The sequence below is a fragment of the Mesorhizobium sp. P3_A8 genome, from assembly GCF_056402995.1.
The window spans coordinates 227,990-246,680 of record NZ_JBFUGI010000003.1 but is presented as its reverse complement, the minus strand read 5'-3'; the positions used below and the strand labels follow the sequence as shown (position 1 = coordinate 246,680).

Annotated in this window: 18 protein-coding genes; 6 read left to right on the top strand and 12 right to left on the bottom strand. The window is 59.0% G+C overall.

What is annotated here, in order from left to right:
- Positions 1 to 45: 45 nt before the first annotated feature.
- Entirely contained in the window at positions 46 to 618 is a 573-nt protein-coding gene (locus tag AC1DX4_RS09030) for a GNAT family N-acetyltransferase (protein WP_477219989.1), read from the top strand.
- On the opposite strand, the gene AC1DX4_RS09025 is transcribed toward AC1DX4_RS09030, so the two are convergent.
- The 10 genes from AC1DX4_RS09025 to AC1DX4_RS08980 form a co-directional block, all read right to left on the bottom strand.
- Positions 586 to 1,425 (bottom strand): hypothetical protein, encoded by an 840-nt coding sequence (locus AC1DX4_RS09025; RefSeq protein ID WP_477219988.1) that lies wholly within the window; start codon positions 1,423 to 1,425, stop codon positions 586 to 588. The genes AC1DX4_RS09030 and AC1DX4_RS09025 overlap by 33 nt on opposite strands.
- A 267-nt stretch (positions 1,426 to 1,692) precedes the next feature.
- Positions 1,693 to 1,977 carry an SCP2 sterol-binding domain-containing protein gene (locus AC1DX4_RS09020; protein ID WP_013529756.1) on the bottom strand — a complete coding sequence of 95 codons (285 nt, stop codon included), beginning with the start codon at positions 1,975 to 1,977 and terminating at the stop codon, positions 1,693 to 1,695.
- A 180-nt stretch (positions 1,978 to 2,157) separates the two neighbouring features.
- Entirely contained in the window at positions 2,158 to 2,694 is a 537-nt protein-coding gene (locus AC1DX4_RS09015) for a hypothetical protein (RefSeq protein ID WP_477219987.1), read from the bottom strand.
- A 29-nt stretch (positions 2,695 to 2,723) separates the two neighbouring features.
- Positions 2,724 to 3,149, bottom strand: a complete 426-nt coding sequence (locus tag AC1DX4_RS09010; protein ID WP_027043086.1) for a hypothetical protein — start codon at positions 3,147 to 3,149, stop codon at positions 2,724 to 2,726.
- A gap of 13 nt (positions 3,150 to 3,162) precedes the next feature.
- Positions 3,163 to 3,774, bottom strand: coding sequence for a rod-binding protein (locus AC1DX4_RS09005; protein ID WP_477219986.1), 612 nt, complete (start codon positions 3,772 to 3,774; stop codon positions 3,163 to 3,165).
- Between the two features lie 163 nt (positions 3,775 to 3,937).
- Positions 3,938 to 4,915, bottom strand: a complete 978-nt coding sequence (locus tag AC1DX4_RS09000; protein WP_477219985.1) for a hypothetical protein — start codon at positions 4,913 to 4,915, stop codon at positions 3,938 to 3,940.
- A gap of 3 nt (positions 4,916 to 4,918) precedes the next feature.
- Positions 4,919 to 8,641: a protein kinase domain-containing protein gene (locus tag AC1DX4_RS08995; RefSeq protein ID WP_477219984.1), complete on the bottom strand. Its 3,723-nt coding sequence runs from the start codon at positions 8,639 to 8,641 to the stop codon at positions 4,919 to 4,921.
- A gap of 53 nt (positions 8,642 to 8,694) precedes the next feature.
- A complete protein-coding gene (locus AC1DX4_RS08990) occupies positions 8,695 to 9,474 on the bottom strand; it encodes a PP2C family serine/threonine-protein phosphatase (protein WP_477219983.1) in 780 nt (259 codons plus the stop codon).
- Positions 9,475 to 9,486: 12 nt separating this feature from the next.
- Entirely contained in the window at positions 9,487 to 10,164 is a 678-nt protein-coding gene (locus AC1DX4_RS08985) for a vWA domain-containing protein (RefSeq protein ID WP_477219982.1), read from the bottom strand.
- A gap of 104 nt (positions 10,165 to 10,268) precedes the next feature.
- Entirely contained in the window at positions 10,269 to 12,014 is a 1,746-nt protein-coding gene (locus AC1DX4_RS08980; protein WP_477219981.1) for a type IV secretory system conjugative DNA transfer family protein, read from the bottom strand.
- Between the two features lie 281 nt (positions 12,015 to 12,295).
- Here AC1DX4_RS08980 and AC1DX4_RS08975 point away from each other — a divergent pair, with 281 nt between their 5' ends.
- Positions 12,296 to 12,634: a hypothetical protein gene (locus tag AC1DX4_RS08975; protein ID WP_477219980.1), complete on the top strand. Its 339-nt coding sequence runs from the start codon at positions 12,296 to 12,298 to the stop codon at positions 12,632 to 12,634.
- Between the two features lie 35 nt (positions 12,635 to 12,669).
- Here AC1DX4_RS08975 and AC1DX4_RS08970 read toward each other — a convergent pair whose 3' ends face one another.
- A complete protein-coding gene (locus tag AC1DX4_RS08970; RefSeq protein ID WP_477219979.1) occupies positions 12,670 to 14,553 on the bottom strand; it encodes a tetratricopeptide repeat protein in 1,884 nt (627 codons plus the stop codon).
- Between the two features lie 675 nt (positions 14,554 to 15,228).
- Between AC1DX4_RS08970 and AC1DX4_RS08965 the strand changes: the two genes are divergently transcribed.
- From AC1DX4_RS08965 to AC1DX4_RS08955, 3 genes are all read left to right on the top strand, one after another.
- The gene (locus AC1DX4_RS08965; RefSeq protein WP_477220289.1) at positions 15,229 to 16,086 is read left to right on the top strand and encodes a DUF1295 domain-containing protein; all 858 of its coding nucleotides are present in this window, start codon (positions 15,229 to 15,231) and stop codon (positions 16,084 to 16,086) included.
- Positions 16,083 to 17,111: an SAM-dependent methyltransferase gene (locus AC1DX4_RS08960; RefSeq protein WP_477219978.1), complete on the top strand. Its 1,029-nt coding sequence runs from the start codon at positions 16,083 to 16,085 to the stop codon at positions 17,109 to 17,111. The genes AC1DX4_RS08965 and AC1DX4_RS08960 overlap by 4 nt, the downstream gene beginning before the upstream one ends.
- Before the next feature lie 83 nt (positions 17,112 to 17,194).
- Positions 17,195 to 17,698: a hypothetical protein gene (locus AC1DX4_RS08955; RefSeq protein WP_477219977.1), complete on the top strand. Its 504-nt coding sequence runs from the start codon at positions 17,195 to 17,197 to the stop codon at positions 17,696 to 17,698.
- A gap of 6 nt (positions 17,699 to 17,704) precedes the next feature.
- Here AC1DX4_RS08955 and AC1DX4_RS08950 read toward each other — a convergent pair whose 3' ends face one another.
- Complete coding sequence (locus AC1DX4_RS08950) at positions 17,705 to 18,115, bottom strand: DUF2177 family protein (protein WP_477220288.1); 411 nt, start codon at positions 18,113 to 18,115, stop codon at positions 17,705 to 17,707.
- Positions 18,116 to 18,239: 124 nt separating this feature from the next.
- On the opposite strand from AC1DX4_RS08950, the gene AC1DX4_RS08945 reads away from it, so the two are divergent.
- Positions 18,240 to 18,626, top strand: coding sequence for a DUF2147 domain-containing protein (locus AC1DX4_RS08945; protein WP_477219976.1), 387 nt, complete (start codon positions 18,240 to 18,242; stop codon positions 18,624 to 18,626).
- Positions 18,627 to 18,691: the final 65 nt, after the last annotated feature.

Below are 18,691 nucleotides of genomic sequence, written 5' to 3'. Positions count from 1 at the left end.
GGCTTCGCTTGTGGAACAGATCTCCGCTCGCCAGGGATTGCGGAAATGGAAATGTCAGTTGAAATCGTAGCTCATGCGCCGGCCTTCTCCATGGTCGCCGAAACCGTCGCCGACATAGCTGCGCGCGAAGCCTTGCTTGATCGTGCCATGGGCCCGATGCGGCGAAAAAAATCGTCCGAGAAGCTGCGGCGGGGCCGCCGGCCGTCGGAAGGCCTGGCCTTCGTCGCGCGCGATGCGTCGGGCGGCGTCGCCGGCACGGTGCGGCTATGGGATGTCAGGCTGGGCGAGGACGGTCCGGCAGCGCTGCTGCTTGGCCCGCTCGCCGTCGATCCGTCGCTCAAGAATGCCGGCATCGGCTCGGCGCTGATGCGCCATGCCGTTGCCGAGGCGGCGCGTCTCGGCCACGCGGCCATCCTGCTGGTCGGCGATGCGCCCTACTACGGACGCTTCGGCTTCTCGGCCGACAAGACGGGCCGGCTGGCGATGCCTGGCCCCTATGAGCGGCACCGACTGCTGGCGCTGGAACTGGTGGACGGCGCGCTTGATGGCGTGCACGGCACGCTGAAGGCGTCCGGCCGCAAGCTGTCAGTTCCAGCCGAAGTGCAACGCGCTGGCTGAAACCAGCGCGGCATACTCGGCCGCAACGGCATCCAGGCCGGTCACGGCCGGGGAACCGGCACCTCCGAGGCGAGCCAAGTAGTCCTCGCCTTTGGGGGCCTTGTCCCAGTCGTTGCCGATGAAGCGGGCCGCTGCCGTTCCGGAGTCCGATACTTGCGGCGCCGGCGGCCCGAACGTGGCTGCGGTGCGCTTCAGCCCATCCAGAAATGCTGCATTGTCGAGGCCGCTATAGGGCTTGCCGTTGCCGTCCACGACATTGAGGAATATCTGCTCGTCGCCAAAGGCGGTGTAACCGCCGCCCAGGCCCTTTTCCACGGCATCGGCTTTTTCGAAGAAGCGCTGCGCCACAGTGGCATCGAGCGTATCCTTGGGGAAGCGGACGGTGACGAAGCCGGTGCTGCCGCTGCTGTCGTCCAGCCGAGAGACAAGCACGCTGTGCTGGTGGAAAATGTAGCCGAAGGCGGCGGCCAGTCGATCGGCGGTCGCGTCGTCGAGCGTTGCCTCGGTCTGCAGCGAGGCGTTGGTCTTGAGGAGGTAGCCGCCCGGTGTGACTTCCGTCTCGAGCACCGCAGGATCGACGCCTATGCTGGCGACAATTTTTGGCACGATTTTCTCAAGCACCTGCGCCGAAAAGGCGGCCCGTTCAGCGTAGCCGGCCGTCTTCAGTTTTGGCAGGTCGAAGCCCAGGGAAGGTGTGGCTTCGTAGGAAATCAGGACATGTTCGTCGGCGGCGGCCGCCGCTGTCACCGAAACCACGGCAGCGATGAGCACCGCGCGCGCCACTGCTCGAACACTATGGATATTCATTATCGACCTCGCTGCTTTGCCGCCCTTATGGAGCCGAGGTCAGACTAAATGGATGATTTCACAATCAAAGGTATGAGCAGCTTGCGGTTCCCTGCCGCGTGAAGGTTTCGTGCCAAGATTGCCGAAGCCTGTGGAACGAATGTGCCGTCTTGAAAACGGTGTCCCGACAAGGGCCAAAGCACGTCCAGATGGATCATGTGGCGCGCTTCGGCCTTGTCTTAATGCATGTCTGCGCAAGCCACCGTATGGCTTGCGACATCCATGCCGTCAGCCGATCAACTGGCTGAGCGCCATGGCCACGGTCATGTCGCCTTCGACTTTGATCTTGCCGGTCATGAACGCCATGGTCGGGTTCAGGTCGCCAGCGATCAGCGAATCGAGATCGTCGAGCGAGAGCTTGATGGTGCAATCGGTGGGGGCATCGGTGTTCGAGACGGTTGCGCCGTCGATGACGATTACGCCGTCGCTACCGGTGTCGAACTTCACGGAACGATCGAACCCGCTGCTGGCCACGCGCGACTTGATCTTCTCGGCAATCTCCTGAACGCTCACGCTGTTCTCCTGTCTGGTTGCATTTGTCGCGACGGTGCTCCGGTCCGACCGAAACCCATGCTGCCTCTTCGGCGATTATGATCGCTGCCGCATATAGCTTCGGGTTGACGTTTACGTCAACGCGAATCCTCGGGGCTGGATCCTATCGCCGCACCGGGCAAGCTGGTGGGGCATCAGTGGTCAGTGGGCCGGCGGCGCCTCTGCTTCGACCGGCTTGGCGGTATCGGACGCCGTGGTGTCGGAATCCTGCCGGCGGCGCAGCCAGTTGTCGCGGATCTCGTCCTTGCCCAGGAAGTTGACCTGATCGATCAGAACCTCATGCACCAGGGTTGCGCCGACGCGGGTATTGATGGCGTCCCGGATCGCGGTGCGGAAGGCATCAAGGTCGATCGTCGCCTTCTTGGTGAAGTCGATCTGGGGATTGGAGTAGAGGTAGCTGTAGACCTGGTCGGTGATCAGCGCCTCGGCCGGGATCGACAGTTTCTTTATCTGCTCCGGCTCGACGGTGTAGACCAGCTTGGCCAGGAAATAGCCGCCGATCTTGGAGTCGCGGATCAGCGGCACCGAAATGACGTCGGTCTTGACGTAATCCAGCCCGCCCAGCATCGGTTTGGGTTTTTCGCCGACGCCCTTTTCACCGGCGGCCTGGAACGAATAGAACACCGCGCCGAGCGTGGCGGCGCAGACCCAGATCGCGATGGCGATGACCTTGATCATTCAGAGCCCGAGCCCGACTTCATCGCGCTCTAGCCTTTCATCCGGCCGAATTCGCCGGCGGAGTAGGTGCCGTCGGTTTCGGCGCGCTGGATGGCACTGCGCAGCAGGCTGGCGACCTCGTTGACGGCGCTCAGATGCGCCAGGATCGCCGCCTCGTTCTTCGCCAGTTTCTGGCGCAGCCGGGTCAGGCCTTCGCGGTGCTGTTCGAGGAACTCGGCTTCGCTGCCGCCCTTCATGGCGCGGGTCAGTTCGTAGAGATAGCGGCTCTTGCGGGCGTTCGACGCCTTGAGGTCATAGCTGGTATCGCTGCGGATGCCGGCGGTCTCTTCCTCGACCACCTCCTCGATGCGGCCGATGATGGCGGCAAGGTTCCCGGGCCGTGCGAACGGTATCGGAGCTTCCGACGCGGTGGTGCGCGCCGGCAGGTTGGCGGTGAATTCGGAAGAGTCGGTCATGGTGTTTCCCAGCCTAGATCTTGATATCTGTTTTTATGGTTGTCTCGTCGCCGGTCATCGACCTGGCGGCCTTGCGCTGCAATTCCTGGACGAGCGAGGTGGACAGACGGGTTTGCTGATCGATCTCGGTCTTTTCCGGTCCGTTTGAGACCGGGCCGATCGGCACCTTGCGCTTGCCGTCCATATAGTGGTCGGCGAGCAGCGACTTGGCGATGCCGATGCCGCCGCGCTCGGCCATGACGTCGGCGACGCGCTCGGCCAGCTGCGATTTCCACATGTCGCCGGCGAGGCCCTTGCCATAGACGCCCTCGGTGTCCTTGGGCAGCATGTTCTGGATGAAGGTCTGCAAGACCATCGCCTCGAACTTCTTGAATTTCTTGGCCGGATCGGCTGTCGCCGCCGCCTTGTCGGCCGTGGCGCGCGACAGGATCGAGCCGGCATCGACGGATGCCGCGGTGTCGACCGAGAACGTGCCAGCGGCGCCGCCCGCACGCTTGGTCAGCGCGGCGCGGGCAGCCTCGATATCCATTGGATCGGCAGCTCGGGCGACATCCATAACGATGTCGCTGGGTGGTGAAATCGCCAAGAAAGTCCGCCTTTTGCCGGTTTTTCTTAGCTGGACCATGCCTTAACAAGCTTGTGGCAGGCTTGCGGGGGAGGAGAGGTGGGATCGGATATCCGCTTCGGGCTGCAAGCGGATTGCTGACCCGATATGCGGCTTAGCAGACGTCAGATCAAGCTTCTGATTCAAATTAGCTAAAAACGCTCCCACCAGAGGCGAGGGCATATCAAAATCGCGTTGATGCCGGGGCGCCGATGAATTCGCGGCAGAACATGCCGTCCGAGGTGGCTTCCGCCGCTTCATTGAACGAGATTTCAAGTTGGCAGCCAGGTGTCCATTGCTTGCTCTCCTCCGCTATCCCTCTCAGGGTGGCATACACCTCCCTCACGTCCAGGTTGGTTTCTTCAAAGAGAATAAGGATGGCGACATGCACTAAAAGGGGGTTTGTGAGTGAATCAACTATATTTGAACTTTCAACAATCCTCCTCGTGCGAGCCAAAGCACTTATTTCATGGATTCTTTCAGAATGCCGATGCAGGATTCGGCTTAAGACAGACGGGCAAACTTCTCGACGCATCAACAGCAATGCATCTGCTCCTAGCAGTGCGGCGTCGCGCTGCTTCTGCGGAAGCAAGTCAGACGAATTTACGGCTTGAAGAAACCCAAGACTCATCTCGAATGGGACATCTTCCGGTCTCTCACTGTGTGAGCACGCTTCAATGAGTGCACCAATCGAGCCTAGCAAGTCAGTTATTGGCGCACCGATCGCCAAGGGCGATCGCAGGAGGCGGATTGTATAGAGAATTTGTGCAGTCCTTGGCCAGACTTGATAAGCCCCCTCCAGCGCCGGGCCAAGTGCGGGATCGGCGGCCACGATTGTCGTAAACTCCGCACAGATACCGCCCGTTACCATGGCCTGCGCCTCTGGAGAGACAGCTCCGAGCTTGAGCACAGCCGCGAGTGCCATGCATTTCTCGTCATCGGACGCAGAGCCGAGATGCTCTTGGATCGACTGGACCAAGGGTGCAGGACTCGACCGATGCTTCCAAGTCTGTTCAGCGCGTGCAATCAAGTCGAGAACCCATGGCTCCGGCTCCGCGGCATGGTGATTTTCCAAGGCTGACACCGGCAACTCCTTCACCAAATGCGAAGCTGCCAATAGAGCCAACTCGTGTTTCGACCACTTGTTGCGTTCATCCGTCATCGGCTATCTCGCCACTGCGATTTTGCGATCTGCGGGGTCCGGATGCTCAATTTGAAGCCACTCCGCGTCCTCTGGCGTGCCGTAGTCCAGCCGAACGAGCTTCTTGACACTTAATAAGCTCGACCGACTTGAGAGCGGCAGGACCATGCGTGCATCCTTATCGAGCGCGACCGATGGGAAATGCGCCACGATCTCAGCGGAGGTTCCTGCTTCGTCGACCACCAGGCAAAGTGGAGGAAGAAGCAACGACCGATCTGCGATGAGCTCTAGCTCCCGCGTCTTGCTGTGCGGGGCATTGCCTTGCACCCGGTAACGCAAATGTCGACGCATTTGCTCCTGTAACGCGATCGGCTCTGCGGCATGCACCAGCAAGTCACGAATCTTGAAAGCTGGAAAAACCAGTGCCGTCATCATTCGGCCGGAGAAGGGGAGAAGTGCCCCGCCTTCAGACTCGAATGCTGCGCGGCTCACAACGTGACGAGTTATCGTTTTCTGTCGATCGCTTGCGTCGACGGCCCTGTCACCAAGCATAATCACCGCATGTGTTACGCAGGCATCTTCCCATTGCCAAGTAAGACAAGTCTTCTGGAAGGAGTGCGCTTTCACAGCGTCTCTGGCCAGAGGCTGAAAGCGCGATTTAGAATCGAGGTGACGCTGCAATGAGCCCTGGATAGCGCCTGCGTTGGCGTTGAAATCCGCAGCGCCCTCCAGGCGGGCGTCCCCCCAGAGTTTTGCAACCGTGCCATCATCATTCTCGCGCAAGGCATTGCAGAGAAGCGTCCATCTGGCCCTGAGCGCGACGGCTTCCTTCAGCGTTGTCGTGGCGGCGAGTTGAGGGTCATCTTGGCCGTATGTATGGTCCCAGTCGTTGGCAAGGGCGAAAAGCTCATGGCCTCGTGCCATATCGCACGCTTCCAGCTTTCTGCGGAATGCGGCGCGCGCGCGCAAGTGGTCCAGCAGCAAGCTTAGTGAGCGTCCTTTGAGCCCAGACAACGGTGCCTTCGAAAATATTGGATGAGCTTCGACTGCTGGCGCGATCATTTCAACAGCACTCTGTTCATCGCTCGGGGCCGCCGCCAGTTGTAACACAACTCGCTCTGCCGTCTCTACTACCGTGGCTGCCTCCACAGCCGTCCGAGCGTACTCGCTGGTTTGTTCGAATGTTTCAAGACAGCCATCCGTCCCCCAAGCACGCGCCGCCTCTTCCGGTTTCTCTTCAGCTAGAGCTTTCATGAAAGCGCGAGCCCGCATCAGCCGGTCTCGCGCAGCCTCCACCCTTGGCCGCAATCGGACTTGGGCACCGCCCCAGGGAGCCAGCAGTTCATGGCTGTCGGCCCAAATTTTGAGAATCGCGGATTCGGCTTCGTGCGTGCGCATCGGGTCCGAATCGGCAGTGGCGATGGCGGCCTCTATCTCTGCGCCGACAGTTATTCGACGTGAAGCCAGGGCAACTCGCTCCTGAATTGTCGAACCGTTGATCGGCGTGTTTGCGGCCGCCGGATGTGCAAGGTTCCCGCTGGTCCACAGGTGCACCAGATCCGCCTCGGTTTTCGCCGGGTCGGCAGCGGCAGAAGAAAAGGCTTCCACGTAAGAAAGAAGTGCGGCAGCTCGCTTTATGGCTGAGTCGAGATCAGGAGCCACCGTAAGTGTAGGACCGTCATAGCCGCGGTAAGTCAGCCCAAGGTCCAACAGCCGCTCCTCTCCACCCTCAACTAGCTTGCGGATGTCGGCGAACATCCCCGCTGCGGTATTCAACGTCGCAATCCGTCCAAAAAGCGCTGAAAGCGCGGGGATTTCGCCATGTTTCGTTATGTGGCTCTTGACCCGGGTGGATGCGGCCTTGAGGGCGGCTTCGGTGTATGGGTGACCTGGCGGTACGATCGTATTGAGCGTTTCGGACAGGTGCTTCAACTCCTGTCGGCGGCTCACAAATTGTTCGTAGATGGCGTTGGGGGTGCGTCTGTCTTCGTTTGCCAGCGGCTCTCTCGCTAGGCCGGAGGTGGCCAGATCGGGGGCGGCCTCCCAAATGGCGCAAACCACGTCCGGATCCGCGCCAGGCCGATCGGCGGTCGCAACGAAGCTTGCAATCTTATCTGCAAGTTCGCGAACTTCGCGGTAGTGCGTTTCGCGCGCGCGAAACTCCGCAAGCTCGTTAAGGCGGCTCCAATGGCTAGCAAGCGCAAGTGCCGTCGCCCTCAACTGGCCGTGTCCCTCGGCCTTGGTAAGCGCCTGCATCGCTTCTGTGCGCGCCCACGCATCACGCAGACGGTCCTTATAGCGCGGGAAGGTGGATGGGGAGCTGGCTAGCACCTGCGCATAGGTACGCACGGCTGCAAGCAAGGCCTCTTCGCCCTTTGCGCCATAGAGTGCATTTTTTGGCCTCGCACTCTGGACCGCTTTTTCGACATCGTCGATAGCTAGTGCCAGTTGCCGCAAACGCAGAAGCGGCTGGGCTGTCGCTTGGTTTTTTTCTGCCAGAGAGAGCAGCTCTTGCGGCACGGATCGCAATGCCGCCAGGTTCTCGATATCATGTTCTGGAGCTCGGCAAATAGCTTCTTTGAACCGCGTAAATTGAGTCAAAATTTTAGCATTTTTATTTATCGCAGCGCGCGCCTTCGTGGCGCGAATATCCGTCTTAAGCTGGGGGTTTTTTTCAATAATACTTGCAGCCGCTGTCAAATCGCCGTTTTGGATGTGCAGATCAAGACGACGGAGGACGTTTGAAAACGAGGAACTCGACAGTCCGGGTTTGGTGGGGAAGAGGTCGACGCCTTGGCGCACGCTCTTGCACCAGGGGCAACCGCGATGGCTAGCGTGGACATGTAGTGACGACGTCTTGCACCAGACCAGATCATCGATCGCCGTTTCAAGTGTGCGCTCCCACTCTTCGGCTGTAGGTCGCATTTCAGGTTTCTGCGCACCGCGGTCAAAACATCTCCTGAAAAGCTGTTCCAATTTGGGGTGTACAATGTCAATCGGCAACGAACCGCGATGAGGGGCCAAAGGGTTGGCTCGATTCCATTGCCACAAGCCGTTCTTTATCCGTTCGGCTGTTTCCATGCCGACCAGGCGATCAGGAAGGCGACCTCCGCTGAAGGGATGCTTCCCGAACAAGAACAGGTAAATCAAAGCTGCCAGCCCGAAGAGATCGTGGGAGGCCGTCCGATCGACCTCCTTGAATTCCAGTCCGAACAGTTCTGGGGGTGTATAATCTGCAGTGCCAACGGGACATCGATAGACACTTCCGGTGATGGGATCCTTGACTTGAAACGAGTCCGTATCAATTGCGCAAATCTGCATCGAAGAATTGACAAGCAGGTTTTCGGGCTTCACGTCGCCTACGACGTAACCGAAGCCATTAATGGTGCGGAAAAGCCGTGCCAAGTTGAGCGCCGCGGAATGTAGATAAAACCAGTCCACTCCGGGAGCACTGGCAAGTCGCGTCTTGGGCACATAAAGGATAACAAGTCGCTTGGCGTCGGCAATCTCCGGCATGAGAAAGCCTACCGGTTCGCCTCCAGCGCGCGTCAGTATAGATGTCGGCCAAGCGATGGACACAGCCGGGGCAGCGGGGTCGCGCGGGGGATTGGCAATCATAACCGAAAGTTTTCGAAAATGATCGGCCTGCGGCGCATTGTATATTTTGGCAACACTTCCCGTCTGACTGGTATTGTAGACAAAGCCCTCCCCACTCGACGCGATCAAAGTCGTCAGTTTAACCGACAAGCGTTTGCTGCCGCCGTGCAGGAACGTTTGACCTGTCAGAGCCCCGCGCTGGCTCATGGTAGCCGCGTCGCCACAATGAGTGTCTTGTCATCGTCGGTCTTGGTATCAAGCTCCTTCATCGTCACGATGGAAGTCACGAGAGTTGTTACGTCTTCGCCCGACCGGGCCTGACGAACTCGCTGCGCCAGCGGCGTGAAGAAGCCGGGAAATGGTGTCTGACCGCGCTGCAGGATGGCGACTTTCTCCAAGCCATCGGTCGAAACCACCACGAGGTCGGCGTCGGTCTCGAGCAATGCGCAGCGAAAGTCTTCCTCCCAAGCAGAACTCGTCAACCAGACCACTTCTCCAACATGTTCAACAGGTCTCGCGTCGAACACGAGTTGGTAGTTCGGATTGTCTTTGGCTGAGTCGGAACCAAGAACCAGAAACCCATCGCCGACCTGAACGGCTGCGCACCGGTTTTCCATCATCGCAAAGGCAATAAGCGTGGTTCCGTAATCCCGCGCGGACGCGCCGGGTGTCATCCGTGCTTCCAGTTCGATAGTGGCACGAACATCACGAATAACGGAGCGCCAGTGGAGCTCGAAATCGTGGCTCGATCCTGTTTCAAGAAAGCCACTTTGGAGCTTGGCCGCGGTTGCCGATACGACGAGCGAGGCGGCTATCGCCGAGCCAATCTCGGATCGAGTCAAAGAACCACCACCATCCGCGACAGCGCCCACCAGAAACCGTCCATCGGGCGATTGCCAGATATTGGAAGAATCCTGGCAGGGCGTTCCATTGATTATGTGGCCAACGCCGCGCGTGCTGGCATGACCAGCGAGCCATGACATGCATGTCTCTCCTTACGCCAGCACGTTCGTCCATCCTTGAACCGGAGGAAGGGCGACTTGATCGCCCGATCCCGCCTTCGCCTGTGAGACCTTCGCCAGAGATGATGACAACCATTTGAACATCTCTCGGAATTGCAATCCCTCAAGCTTTAGCGGCGTACTTGCTGAAAATTGGCCGAGAATCTGCGTGTTGGCGTCTTGGCCCACACCGACGCAGTAGACTCTGACCTTCTTTTCGGCTTCCGCGCGCCGTGCGCGCTCGGCAGAAGGCTGCCAGTTGTCGGTCGGCGATCCGTCGGAGAGGATCCAGATCCAGGGCCTGTAGTAATTTACGCCGTTGGCACGGTAGTCATTTTTCCGAAGCTCGATTTCGGCAAGGGCTGCGTCCATTGCCTCGCCCATCGGGGTCAGACCACTAGCCTGCAAAGTGGGCAAATTCATCGTATCTGCGGAAGAGAATTCATGCACCACGCTGACCCCATCACCAAAGGTGATAACCGAGATTTCCACCCGCAGCGCAGCGATTGCATCGGCCAGAATCTCGCTCTTGAATACAGAAAGGCCCTCGTTGAGACGATCTATCTTTCCGTCTTCATTCATGGAGCCAGACACATCCAGAAGCAAGACAACCGGACAGCGGTCTTCCTGGTTCAACGCAAACTCGAAGTCATCTACCTTTTTGCTCGACATACCTTTTGCCCCTCATATGTCATCAGAATTGGAAGTTAACACGTCTGGTCTAAGTCGCACGCTTTTACAAGCTCAGCAAAAGAGCATGTTCCCGATTCTCCAAGTCAGCTCTTCCCGGGTGCCACTCGAGGTGGCCGCCCCTTCAATTGCCCCGAGTTGCCGGCAACCTTGCCTGGTGAAGCAGGGGGGCTCGGGATCTGAGGTGACGGCAAGCCGCGCGCCGGGCGCCCCACAACCTGCCGGGAGGCGGCTGACGGCGGCGAGGACACGGAAACAGGAGGAGCGGAAGAAGTGGTAGCTGGCGTGGCCAAAGCCACCGGCCCGGGTGGAGGACTTGGCCGTGGCGGAAGCGACAAGCTCTTGGCGCCCAGCAGAGGTCGGGGATCATCGTAAAGACCAAGCATTTCGGGGCGCTCGAAATAGAACCATTTCTGCCCCGAGATGGGCCGCTTTTCGTCAAGGAATATGATTTGCTTTCGCCGGTCGAGCCGCATCAACTCGTCCGGGCTCAACAAGGGGCGAGCTGTGACGGAATGACTTGTGCTAACAGTTCCTGGGTTCAGGAAGCCACCGCCGCTTTTCGTGGGTGTCTCAATCAAAATTGAGCGGTTGCCGATCATTTCCGAGACTTTTTTGGCTGTATCGAGATCCTGGATACTAAAGAATATACGGGCACCGCAGTTGGAGAAAATAGTGTCTGCCTTTTCCTTGTATATGCTTTTTAATTGGCTGAAGTCTTGCACAATCATCCAAATTTGGATGCCGCTTCCTGCCAGGTATGTAATGCCATCCTCGATATCTTCCATTCGGCCAAGGTTGGCGAACTCATCCAATACAAAGAGGATGGGCTTGTCGCCAGGCTTTGGCCAAGACCGCGCGAGCGTGCGCACCGCGATCCCACTTAACACTCTGAGAGCGCTCCGGTTTTCCCTGATGCGCTCAGGCGGGATGATCAGATAGAAACTGGTTGGCTGGTCGCGAAGCGTCTCCAAGGAAAGATCGCTCTCGGCAGTCAGCGCCTCGAGGGGGCCACCTGGTGCCCAGCAAGCGAGATGAGGCGCAAGGCTTGCCAGAACGTTGCGAAACATGTCTTCGGACATGCTGGCGAAGGTCGCTCCAGTCGTCGCGACCGCGCCCACGTGGTGACCGCTCATGGCAAGGACGATTGCCTCCAGCTTATCCACCGGCATCGACAACAGTTTGACCACGCCGGATATGGTGCGCTGGGTCGCCGAGCCCTCATGGGCCATGAAGAGGATCAGCCCACTCAGCAGGGTGCGTGCGTATTCTTCCCAGAACTTGTCCTTGTCTGAGCCGGTTGCCTCGACGAGCAATGCTGCAAGGGTGCGAGCGTCATCAGCTTCATTGACTGTACCAACCCGGACAAAATCCATGGGGTTGATCCGTGAAGAAGGAATTCTGGTATCGTAAGGTGCGAAGGCATGGACCTGACTGAACGCACGCCGCCGACGCTGGGTTGCCAGGAAGTTCTCCCCCTTCACGTCGATGATGAACGCGGTACCGGTGTAAAAAAGTAGATTGGGAACGACGTGGCAGGCTCCTTTGCCTGATCGCGTTGGGGCAAACGTGATGAGATGCCTATCGCCGGGATAGCAGATGACAACTTCTCCGCCTTCTTCTGGATCACTGCCACCCAAAAGTAAGCCGTTCGGTTGTCCTATCGCAGTGACAGTAAGCTCTTCATCGACTATTTCGGCTGGTGTAAGGAATCGTGCGCTGCCATGTGCATCGCTGTTGGCCAGGCTGCGAACAGCGCTGCGATAGCGTCTGCTGTTTGCCACCGCGGCAACTAGGTTTGCAACCGAGCCCAGAACCTTCAGGTACGACAAGCGCTCACCAGTTTAGAAGAACCCGCGATGGTATATTCCAGCGATACCCGACGACTGCAGAATTCGCAATCCTCGGCCTTGAGCAAGAGCTAAAATTCGTGTCAATTGACAGTCGAAGAGTGATTGAGGTTGAAATTCGATCTCGCGGACAACCGAGCTGTCCATGCTAATACTGTTTCATTCTAAAGCAGGGGGAATTTCTCATGGGAGATGGACGGCCGACCGGGCGACCGCCTCGCAAAGCGTTGGGAGATCAAGTCACTTCAGCAGTGGGAATGGGCTTGATAGGTATCAGTTTAGTGGCGCGGGGCTCTGTCTACACTCCACAACTGACTGGCGAAGAGCAAAGGAAACTAGAACCCGATGCTGCCAAGGAGCTTGTTGAGCAAAGGCGAGAAAAAAAAGAGCATGCGTCAGATACTGCCTTGGATGCCGCTGGGCAATTGGCCGAAGATCGGGAGCGATCGAGAAAGCTGGGCCGCGAGGTCCGTTCGGCGGGGCGTGCCTCGGAAATTCCGCAACGGCAACCGGTTCCAGAAAACAACACGAGTCCGAGTTTACAGCCCCCCAAAACAGATCGTACCATCAAGCGCCAAAAAGATCGGCCGCGCGGCCGTTGACGGTAATATAATTTCGTAGATCTATGGCGTCTTACTCAGTTCTTCTTCAGCGCCCCATTCAGCACCGCGCCGAACACTCCCAGCAACATCTGCTGGGCCTGCTGATCCGATGCACGCTGTTGTTCCATCTGAAAAGCCTCCTGCTTTGCATCCTCCAGTGCCAATACAGCACCCTGATGACCCAGTGAGGCTGCGCGTGTATAAAGTTGGATCTTCTCGCCGACCGGGTCAGCCGGACGATAGATCCCCTTGTCAATCATCTCAGCGAGACTCACCATCGAATCCGGATCGCCGAGCTGGGCTCCAATCCGGAACTGCTTAACGGCGGCTGCCTTGTTCCGTGCCACAATCATATAGAGCCAGCCTAAATTGTCGAAGGCCGCAGGATAGTTTTGCGCGGCAACCCTCTTCTGCATCCCGAAGGCCTTGGGCTTGTCAACCGCTTGTGTTGCCCGCGCTAGTTGGTACTGGTACCGCAATTCATTAGGGAAAGCCGATGTGGCCCGATTACAGGCCGCTATCGCTGCCTGGACCTGGTTCTTCAGGGCGTCAAAGGAAGCTCCGTCGCCTGTTCGCCGCGGATCGTTAGGATTTCCCGCCAAAAGATCACATTGCTCCGCAGCTTGTCGATTGTCTTCCTGTTGCTGCTGTTCCTTCTGTCTAAGTACGTCTTCTTGTTCATCTTGTGCCTTGCGGGCCAGCTCCAACTCTTGCGCCTTTCGCTGCTCCTCGGCGATGCGCTGCTGGTCGGCAAGGCGCTGCTGGTCGGCAAGGCGCTGCTGGTCGGCAAGACGCTGCTGGTCGGCAAGACGCTGCTGGTCGGCAAGGCGCTGCTGGTCGGCAAGGCGCTGCTGGTCGGCAAGGCGCTGCTGGTCGGCAAGACGCTGCTGCTCGGCAAGACGCTGCTGCTCGGCAAGGCGCTGCTGGTCGGCAAGACGCTGTTGGTCGACAAGACGCTGCTGCTCAGCAATGCGCTGCTGGTCGGCAACAGGTGGCTGATCGGCAACGGGTGGGTGCTTAGCAGCTAGCTGCTGCTCAGCAATGCGCTGCTGGTCGGCAGCGGGCGGCTGATCGGCAACGGGCGGATGCTTGGCAACGAGCTGCTGTTCAGCAACGGGCGGGTGCTCGGCAATAGGAGGCTGTTCGGCAATGCGCGGCTGCTGAGCTGCCGGCTGCGTTTCCTTTTCACGCCGCAGGTTCTGCGCCTCGGCGACAGTCGCCAATGGTGCCGATTGAGCTGTCGCCGTCTGAGAGTCGATTGATGGAGCGCTTGCTTGCTTTGCTGGCGATGGTTCCGGTGTCGCATCTTGTGCAGCCACAACCTCTTGCGACGCCCCGCTTTTGTCCCCGTTGCCCGAGGCCAACCGGCTGGCGTTAAGATTAATGGCAACAACAATCAGGCAACACGCAACCGCAGCGACCGCAATCGTGGTGATCAGCAGCTTTCGAGGTTTGGGCGCAGTGGATGTGGGACCTTTGGCCGATGGTGCGTTCAGGCTGCCATTGCCCGCCTGAGTATTGGCAATACTTTGGACGCTCGCATCAGCGCGGTTCATTTCTGCGAGAAGCATGCTCAAGGGATCCGCGTTCGCTTTCGTTGGCGACGCGGCTGGAGCAGAGTAAACAAATGGAAACTTGAAAGAGGACTCTCCATCCAGTCCCAAAAGCATGCGTTCTTGATCCTCTACATCCCACACCAGAGCGCGGGAAAAGGACACGCAGTTATCATTTTTGATGTGAAGCATTGACGGAGGGAACCAGAACTCCTCATCCTGCCAGCCTTCCCAGTTTCTATACTTGCCATTAGCCTCGCACCGGATAAAAAATCTCACGCGGCCTGGCGGAGCATTTTCGACCGACACCGTATATTCTGAATACAGTGGCGCCGATTCTTCCGGACGCGGATCAGTGTTATCCATTTCGGCTCTTTCCAGGCTGGCGCCGATTGTCAATGCGTCGTGCAATTAAATTGATAATTCGGATGGCAGCGAGACAACTAGCAGAAACTATAATTCGCAACAATATGCGGAAGCAAGAGGTCACCGATGCCGTGTTTCTTTTTGCAGGCTGTTTGCCAAAACCATATTCACACTGGATCTGGATCGATGTGAAGTACGATCTTGAATTGGTTGAACGGTAAACGTTCACTACGGGGTTTGACATCAGTATGAAGATTTAGAGTTTGAACCGATTCGGGCCAGGCTTCACTGCATGGCGCAAGCGACAGTCGTTCACGTCGCGCCGCCCGTAAGAGTCAATTCCGGATCATACCAGGTTCCGCAGCTAGTCCTCGTGGCGCTTCTGCGCGATCAGGCCCAGACGCTCGCGGTCGGTGCTCTCGTGTTCGTCGCGGTTGCGCACGTCCTTGTAGGCGCTCGACCATGTCGGTGCGCACGCTTGCCGCGGCAATGAGGCCGACTTTCTTGCCCGGCGCTCGCTGGGTGGTGAAATCGCCAAGAAAGTCCGCCTTTTTGCCGGGTTTCCTTAGCCTGACCATGCCTCAACAAGCTTGTGGCAGGCTTGCCGGTTCGCATTTGGGTGGGGCGCGGGAAACTTGCCTCCACACCGATCCGTACCTCACGCAACAGATCGCGATGATCGTGCAGGGCTACGATGTGACGTTTGCAAGCTTGTTTTTCGGTGCAGCCATTTGTCTGTCGCTTGTGATGGCGATCGCGTGGGCGATTGCCATTCGAAGCGGCAAGTCCGGCTGGGTGGATGCGATCTGGTCGTTTGCGGTGGGCGCCGCCGGCATCGCCATGGCGTTGGTTCCATTGTCCGGCTGGCAGCAATCGATGACAAGGCCTGTCATCGTCGCCCTGCTCGCGGCGATTTGGTCGGTCAGGCTTGGCTGGCATATCGTCGCCAGGACCCTGCACGGTGGCGACGATCCGCGTTACGCGCAATTGCGCAGCGAATGGGGTAAGGATTTTCCACGCCGGCTTTTTCTGTTTCTGCAGGTGCAGGCCGGCGCTGCCTTGCTGCTTGTGCTGTCCATCTTCGCCGCAGCCCGCAATCCGGCGCCGCATCTGCAAATCGGCGACTGGCTGGGCATCGCGATCCTGGCGATTGCCATTCTTGGCGAGGGCCTGGCCGACCGCCAGCTTGCGCTGTTTCGCAAAGATCCTGCTAACAGCGGAAAAGTCTGTGACGTCGGGCTTTGGGGGCTCTCACGCCATCCCAACTATTTCTTCGAGTGGTTCGGTTGGCTGGCCTATGTCGCGATCGCGTTGGACCTCACCGGTGCCTACCCATGGGGCTGGGTCGCCATCTCGGGCCCGATCTTCATGTACTGGCTCCTGGTCCATGTGTCCGGCATCCCGCCGCTTGAAGCGCACATGCTGAAATCGCGTGGCGAAGCGTTCCGAACCTACCAGGCGCGCGTCAATGCGTTCTGGCCGGGGCCGCCCCGCAATATCCCTCCACAGACATCGAAAGGCCAGGCATCGTGAGCCTCATCGCATCCGCCATACGCACCGTCGAACGCAGCCCGTTTCCCGATCCCGTGACCCGGACGGGGATCGACTTCCTGGTCGGACGCACGCGCCGAAATCTACTCGAAAACCCCGGTATGCATGAGCAGGCCTTCGTTCACGCGATGGCCGATCATCCGATAGCCGAGCACACGCAAGCCGCCAACGAACAGCACTACGAATTGCCGCCGGCTTTCTTTGGGCTGGTGCTCGGGCCGCGGCGCAAATACTCCTCCTGTCTTTACCGGCGCGGTGATGAAAGCCTGGCGCAGGCCGAGCTGCTCGCGCTGGAGGAAACCGTTGCTCACGCCGATCTCGCCAATGGCCAGGACATCCTCGAACTCGGCTGCGGCTGGGGTTCGCTGACGCTGTTCATGGCGGAGCGTTTTCCCGCCGCCAGGATTACCGCGGTCTCCAACTCGGCACCTCAGAGGGCGTATATCGAAGCGCAGGCTCGGGAGAGGGGCTTCGCCAACATCCGCGTCATCACTGCCGACATGAACAGTTTTCATCCGAACGGCATGTTCGACCGGATCGTCTCGGTCGAGATGTTCGAGCATATGTCGAACTGGCAAAAGTTGCTCGAACGCGTGCACTCCTGGCTGACGCGGGAGGGGCGGCTTTTCATCCATGTCTTCACCCACAAGAGCCGGTCTTATCGATTCGACCATCGCGACAAATCCGACTGGATTGCCCAGCACTTCTTCACCGGCGGCATCATGCCGAGCCACGATCTGATCCGGCATTTCCCGGCCCTGTTCGACGTCGAGCAGGAATGGCGATGGAATGGCCGCAATTACCAGCGCACCGCAAACCAGTGGCTCGTCAACATGGACGCCAACCTGCCCGAGATCGACCGCATTCTCGCCGAGGTCTACGGCAAGGAGGCCTTGATCTGGCGCCGGCGCTGGCGTCTGTTTTTTCTCGCCACCGCCGGGCTGTTCGGACACAAGAATGGCGAGGAATGGGGCGTCAGCCACTATCGCCTGCGCGCGGCCGCATGAGATTGGAAACGCCGGTTCGATCGGGAATGTTGAGGACGTTCTGGAACGCGGCGAAGGCTTACTTCGCGCATGACGACCCTCTCGTGAGCACCGCCAATCTGGTCGCTCTTGTCGTGCTGTGGAACCAGCCGTTCTATCCGCTCTATGTCTACTGGTGCGTCGGCCCCGACATCGCGCCAACCTTCTACACATTCCTTTCGACGCCATTCTTCCTGGCGGTTCCGGCAGTCGCCCGCGTCAACAGCCGCGCCGGGCGGGCGTTGCTGACGCTCGCCGGTATCGGCAACACGGTGCTCAGCGCTGAGGTATTCGGCGTCGCCTCCGGCGTGGAGATCTTCCTGCTGCCCTGCGTGCTGCTCGGCTTCGTGCTGTTCCGACCCGGCGAACGCATCATCGCGATCGCAATAGCGGTCGTCGGCATGCTGGCCTTCACGGTCCTGCACGGACGCTACGGCGCCCCAATCCACCTCTACTCGGCCGAGGAATATGCGGGCTTTTTGAAGATGAACGCACTGAGCGCCGGCACGCTTACCGCCTTCATCGGTCTTCTCGTGATGAACCTGATCAGTTCCCCGGCCAAGCGCTAACGGCTGCTACGCAGGTCGCGACAAAGCGCTGGAGACGAGAAAACCTGCCGTCGCCGCGATCGCGGTGAGCACGGTTCCCCAGCAGATATCAGCTATGGTGACTGCGACCGGCCAGTTCTTCAGCGTCGCCTGATTGGTCAGATCGTAGGTGGCGTAGGCGCAGAAGCCGAACACTGCACCGTTCACCGTCGCGGTCGTCCATGATCCACTCTGCAAAGCAGGCTGCACCGCGAAGTAGACGGCACCGGCGATGTAGATGACGTAGAAAAGCGCTGCCGCCTTGATGTTGAAATCATCGAGCAGGATCGGCCCCAGCAGCGGCTTGTAAAGCCGGCTGCTCATCACCGTCAGCCAGACGGCGTCGATGCACAGGAACACGACTGCCGTCGTCAGATAGGCGATGCCGTAGGTCTTGATCATGTCCGCTCCAAAAATCGCGTTGGCCGTCGTTCAGGAACGGTTTTGCCCGGCGATAGTTTCGACCGACCGAAACTCACGCTTCCTGTCGCCCGTAGCTTCATAAAACGAGATGACAGGGTGAATGATGAACCGACTGGCAGCGGCGGCAGGCCTGGTAATTTTTGTCTCGTTCTGCGGATCGGCGTTTGCGGCATCGGCACCTGACCCGAGCGGCACGTGGAACCGCGGCGATGGAAACGCAAAAGTCCGGATCGCCCCATGCGGTTCGAACATCTGCGCCACCAATGTCTGGATCAAGGACACCAGCGGCGGTGAAGCCGTCGGCGACAAGCTTGTCATGACGCTGCAGCCGAAGTCGGCCGACACGCTCGCCGGCAAGGCCTTCGATGCGAAGCGCGCGCTGACTTATGCGATCCAGCTCAAGGTGGCGGGGCAGAAACTGGTCACGCGCGGCTGCCTTGTCGGCGGCCTGGTTTGCAAGTCGGTCAACTGGTCCCGCGCCCGCTGACGATGCGAGCAACCGGGCAGATCTGACCCCTCTTCACCTCGCGACGAAATACCCCGACTGCACAG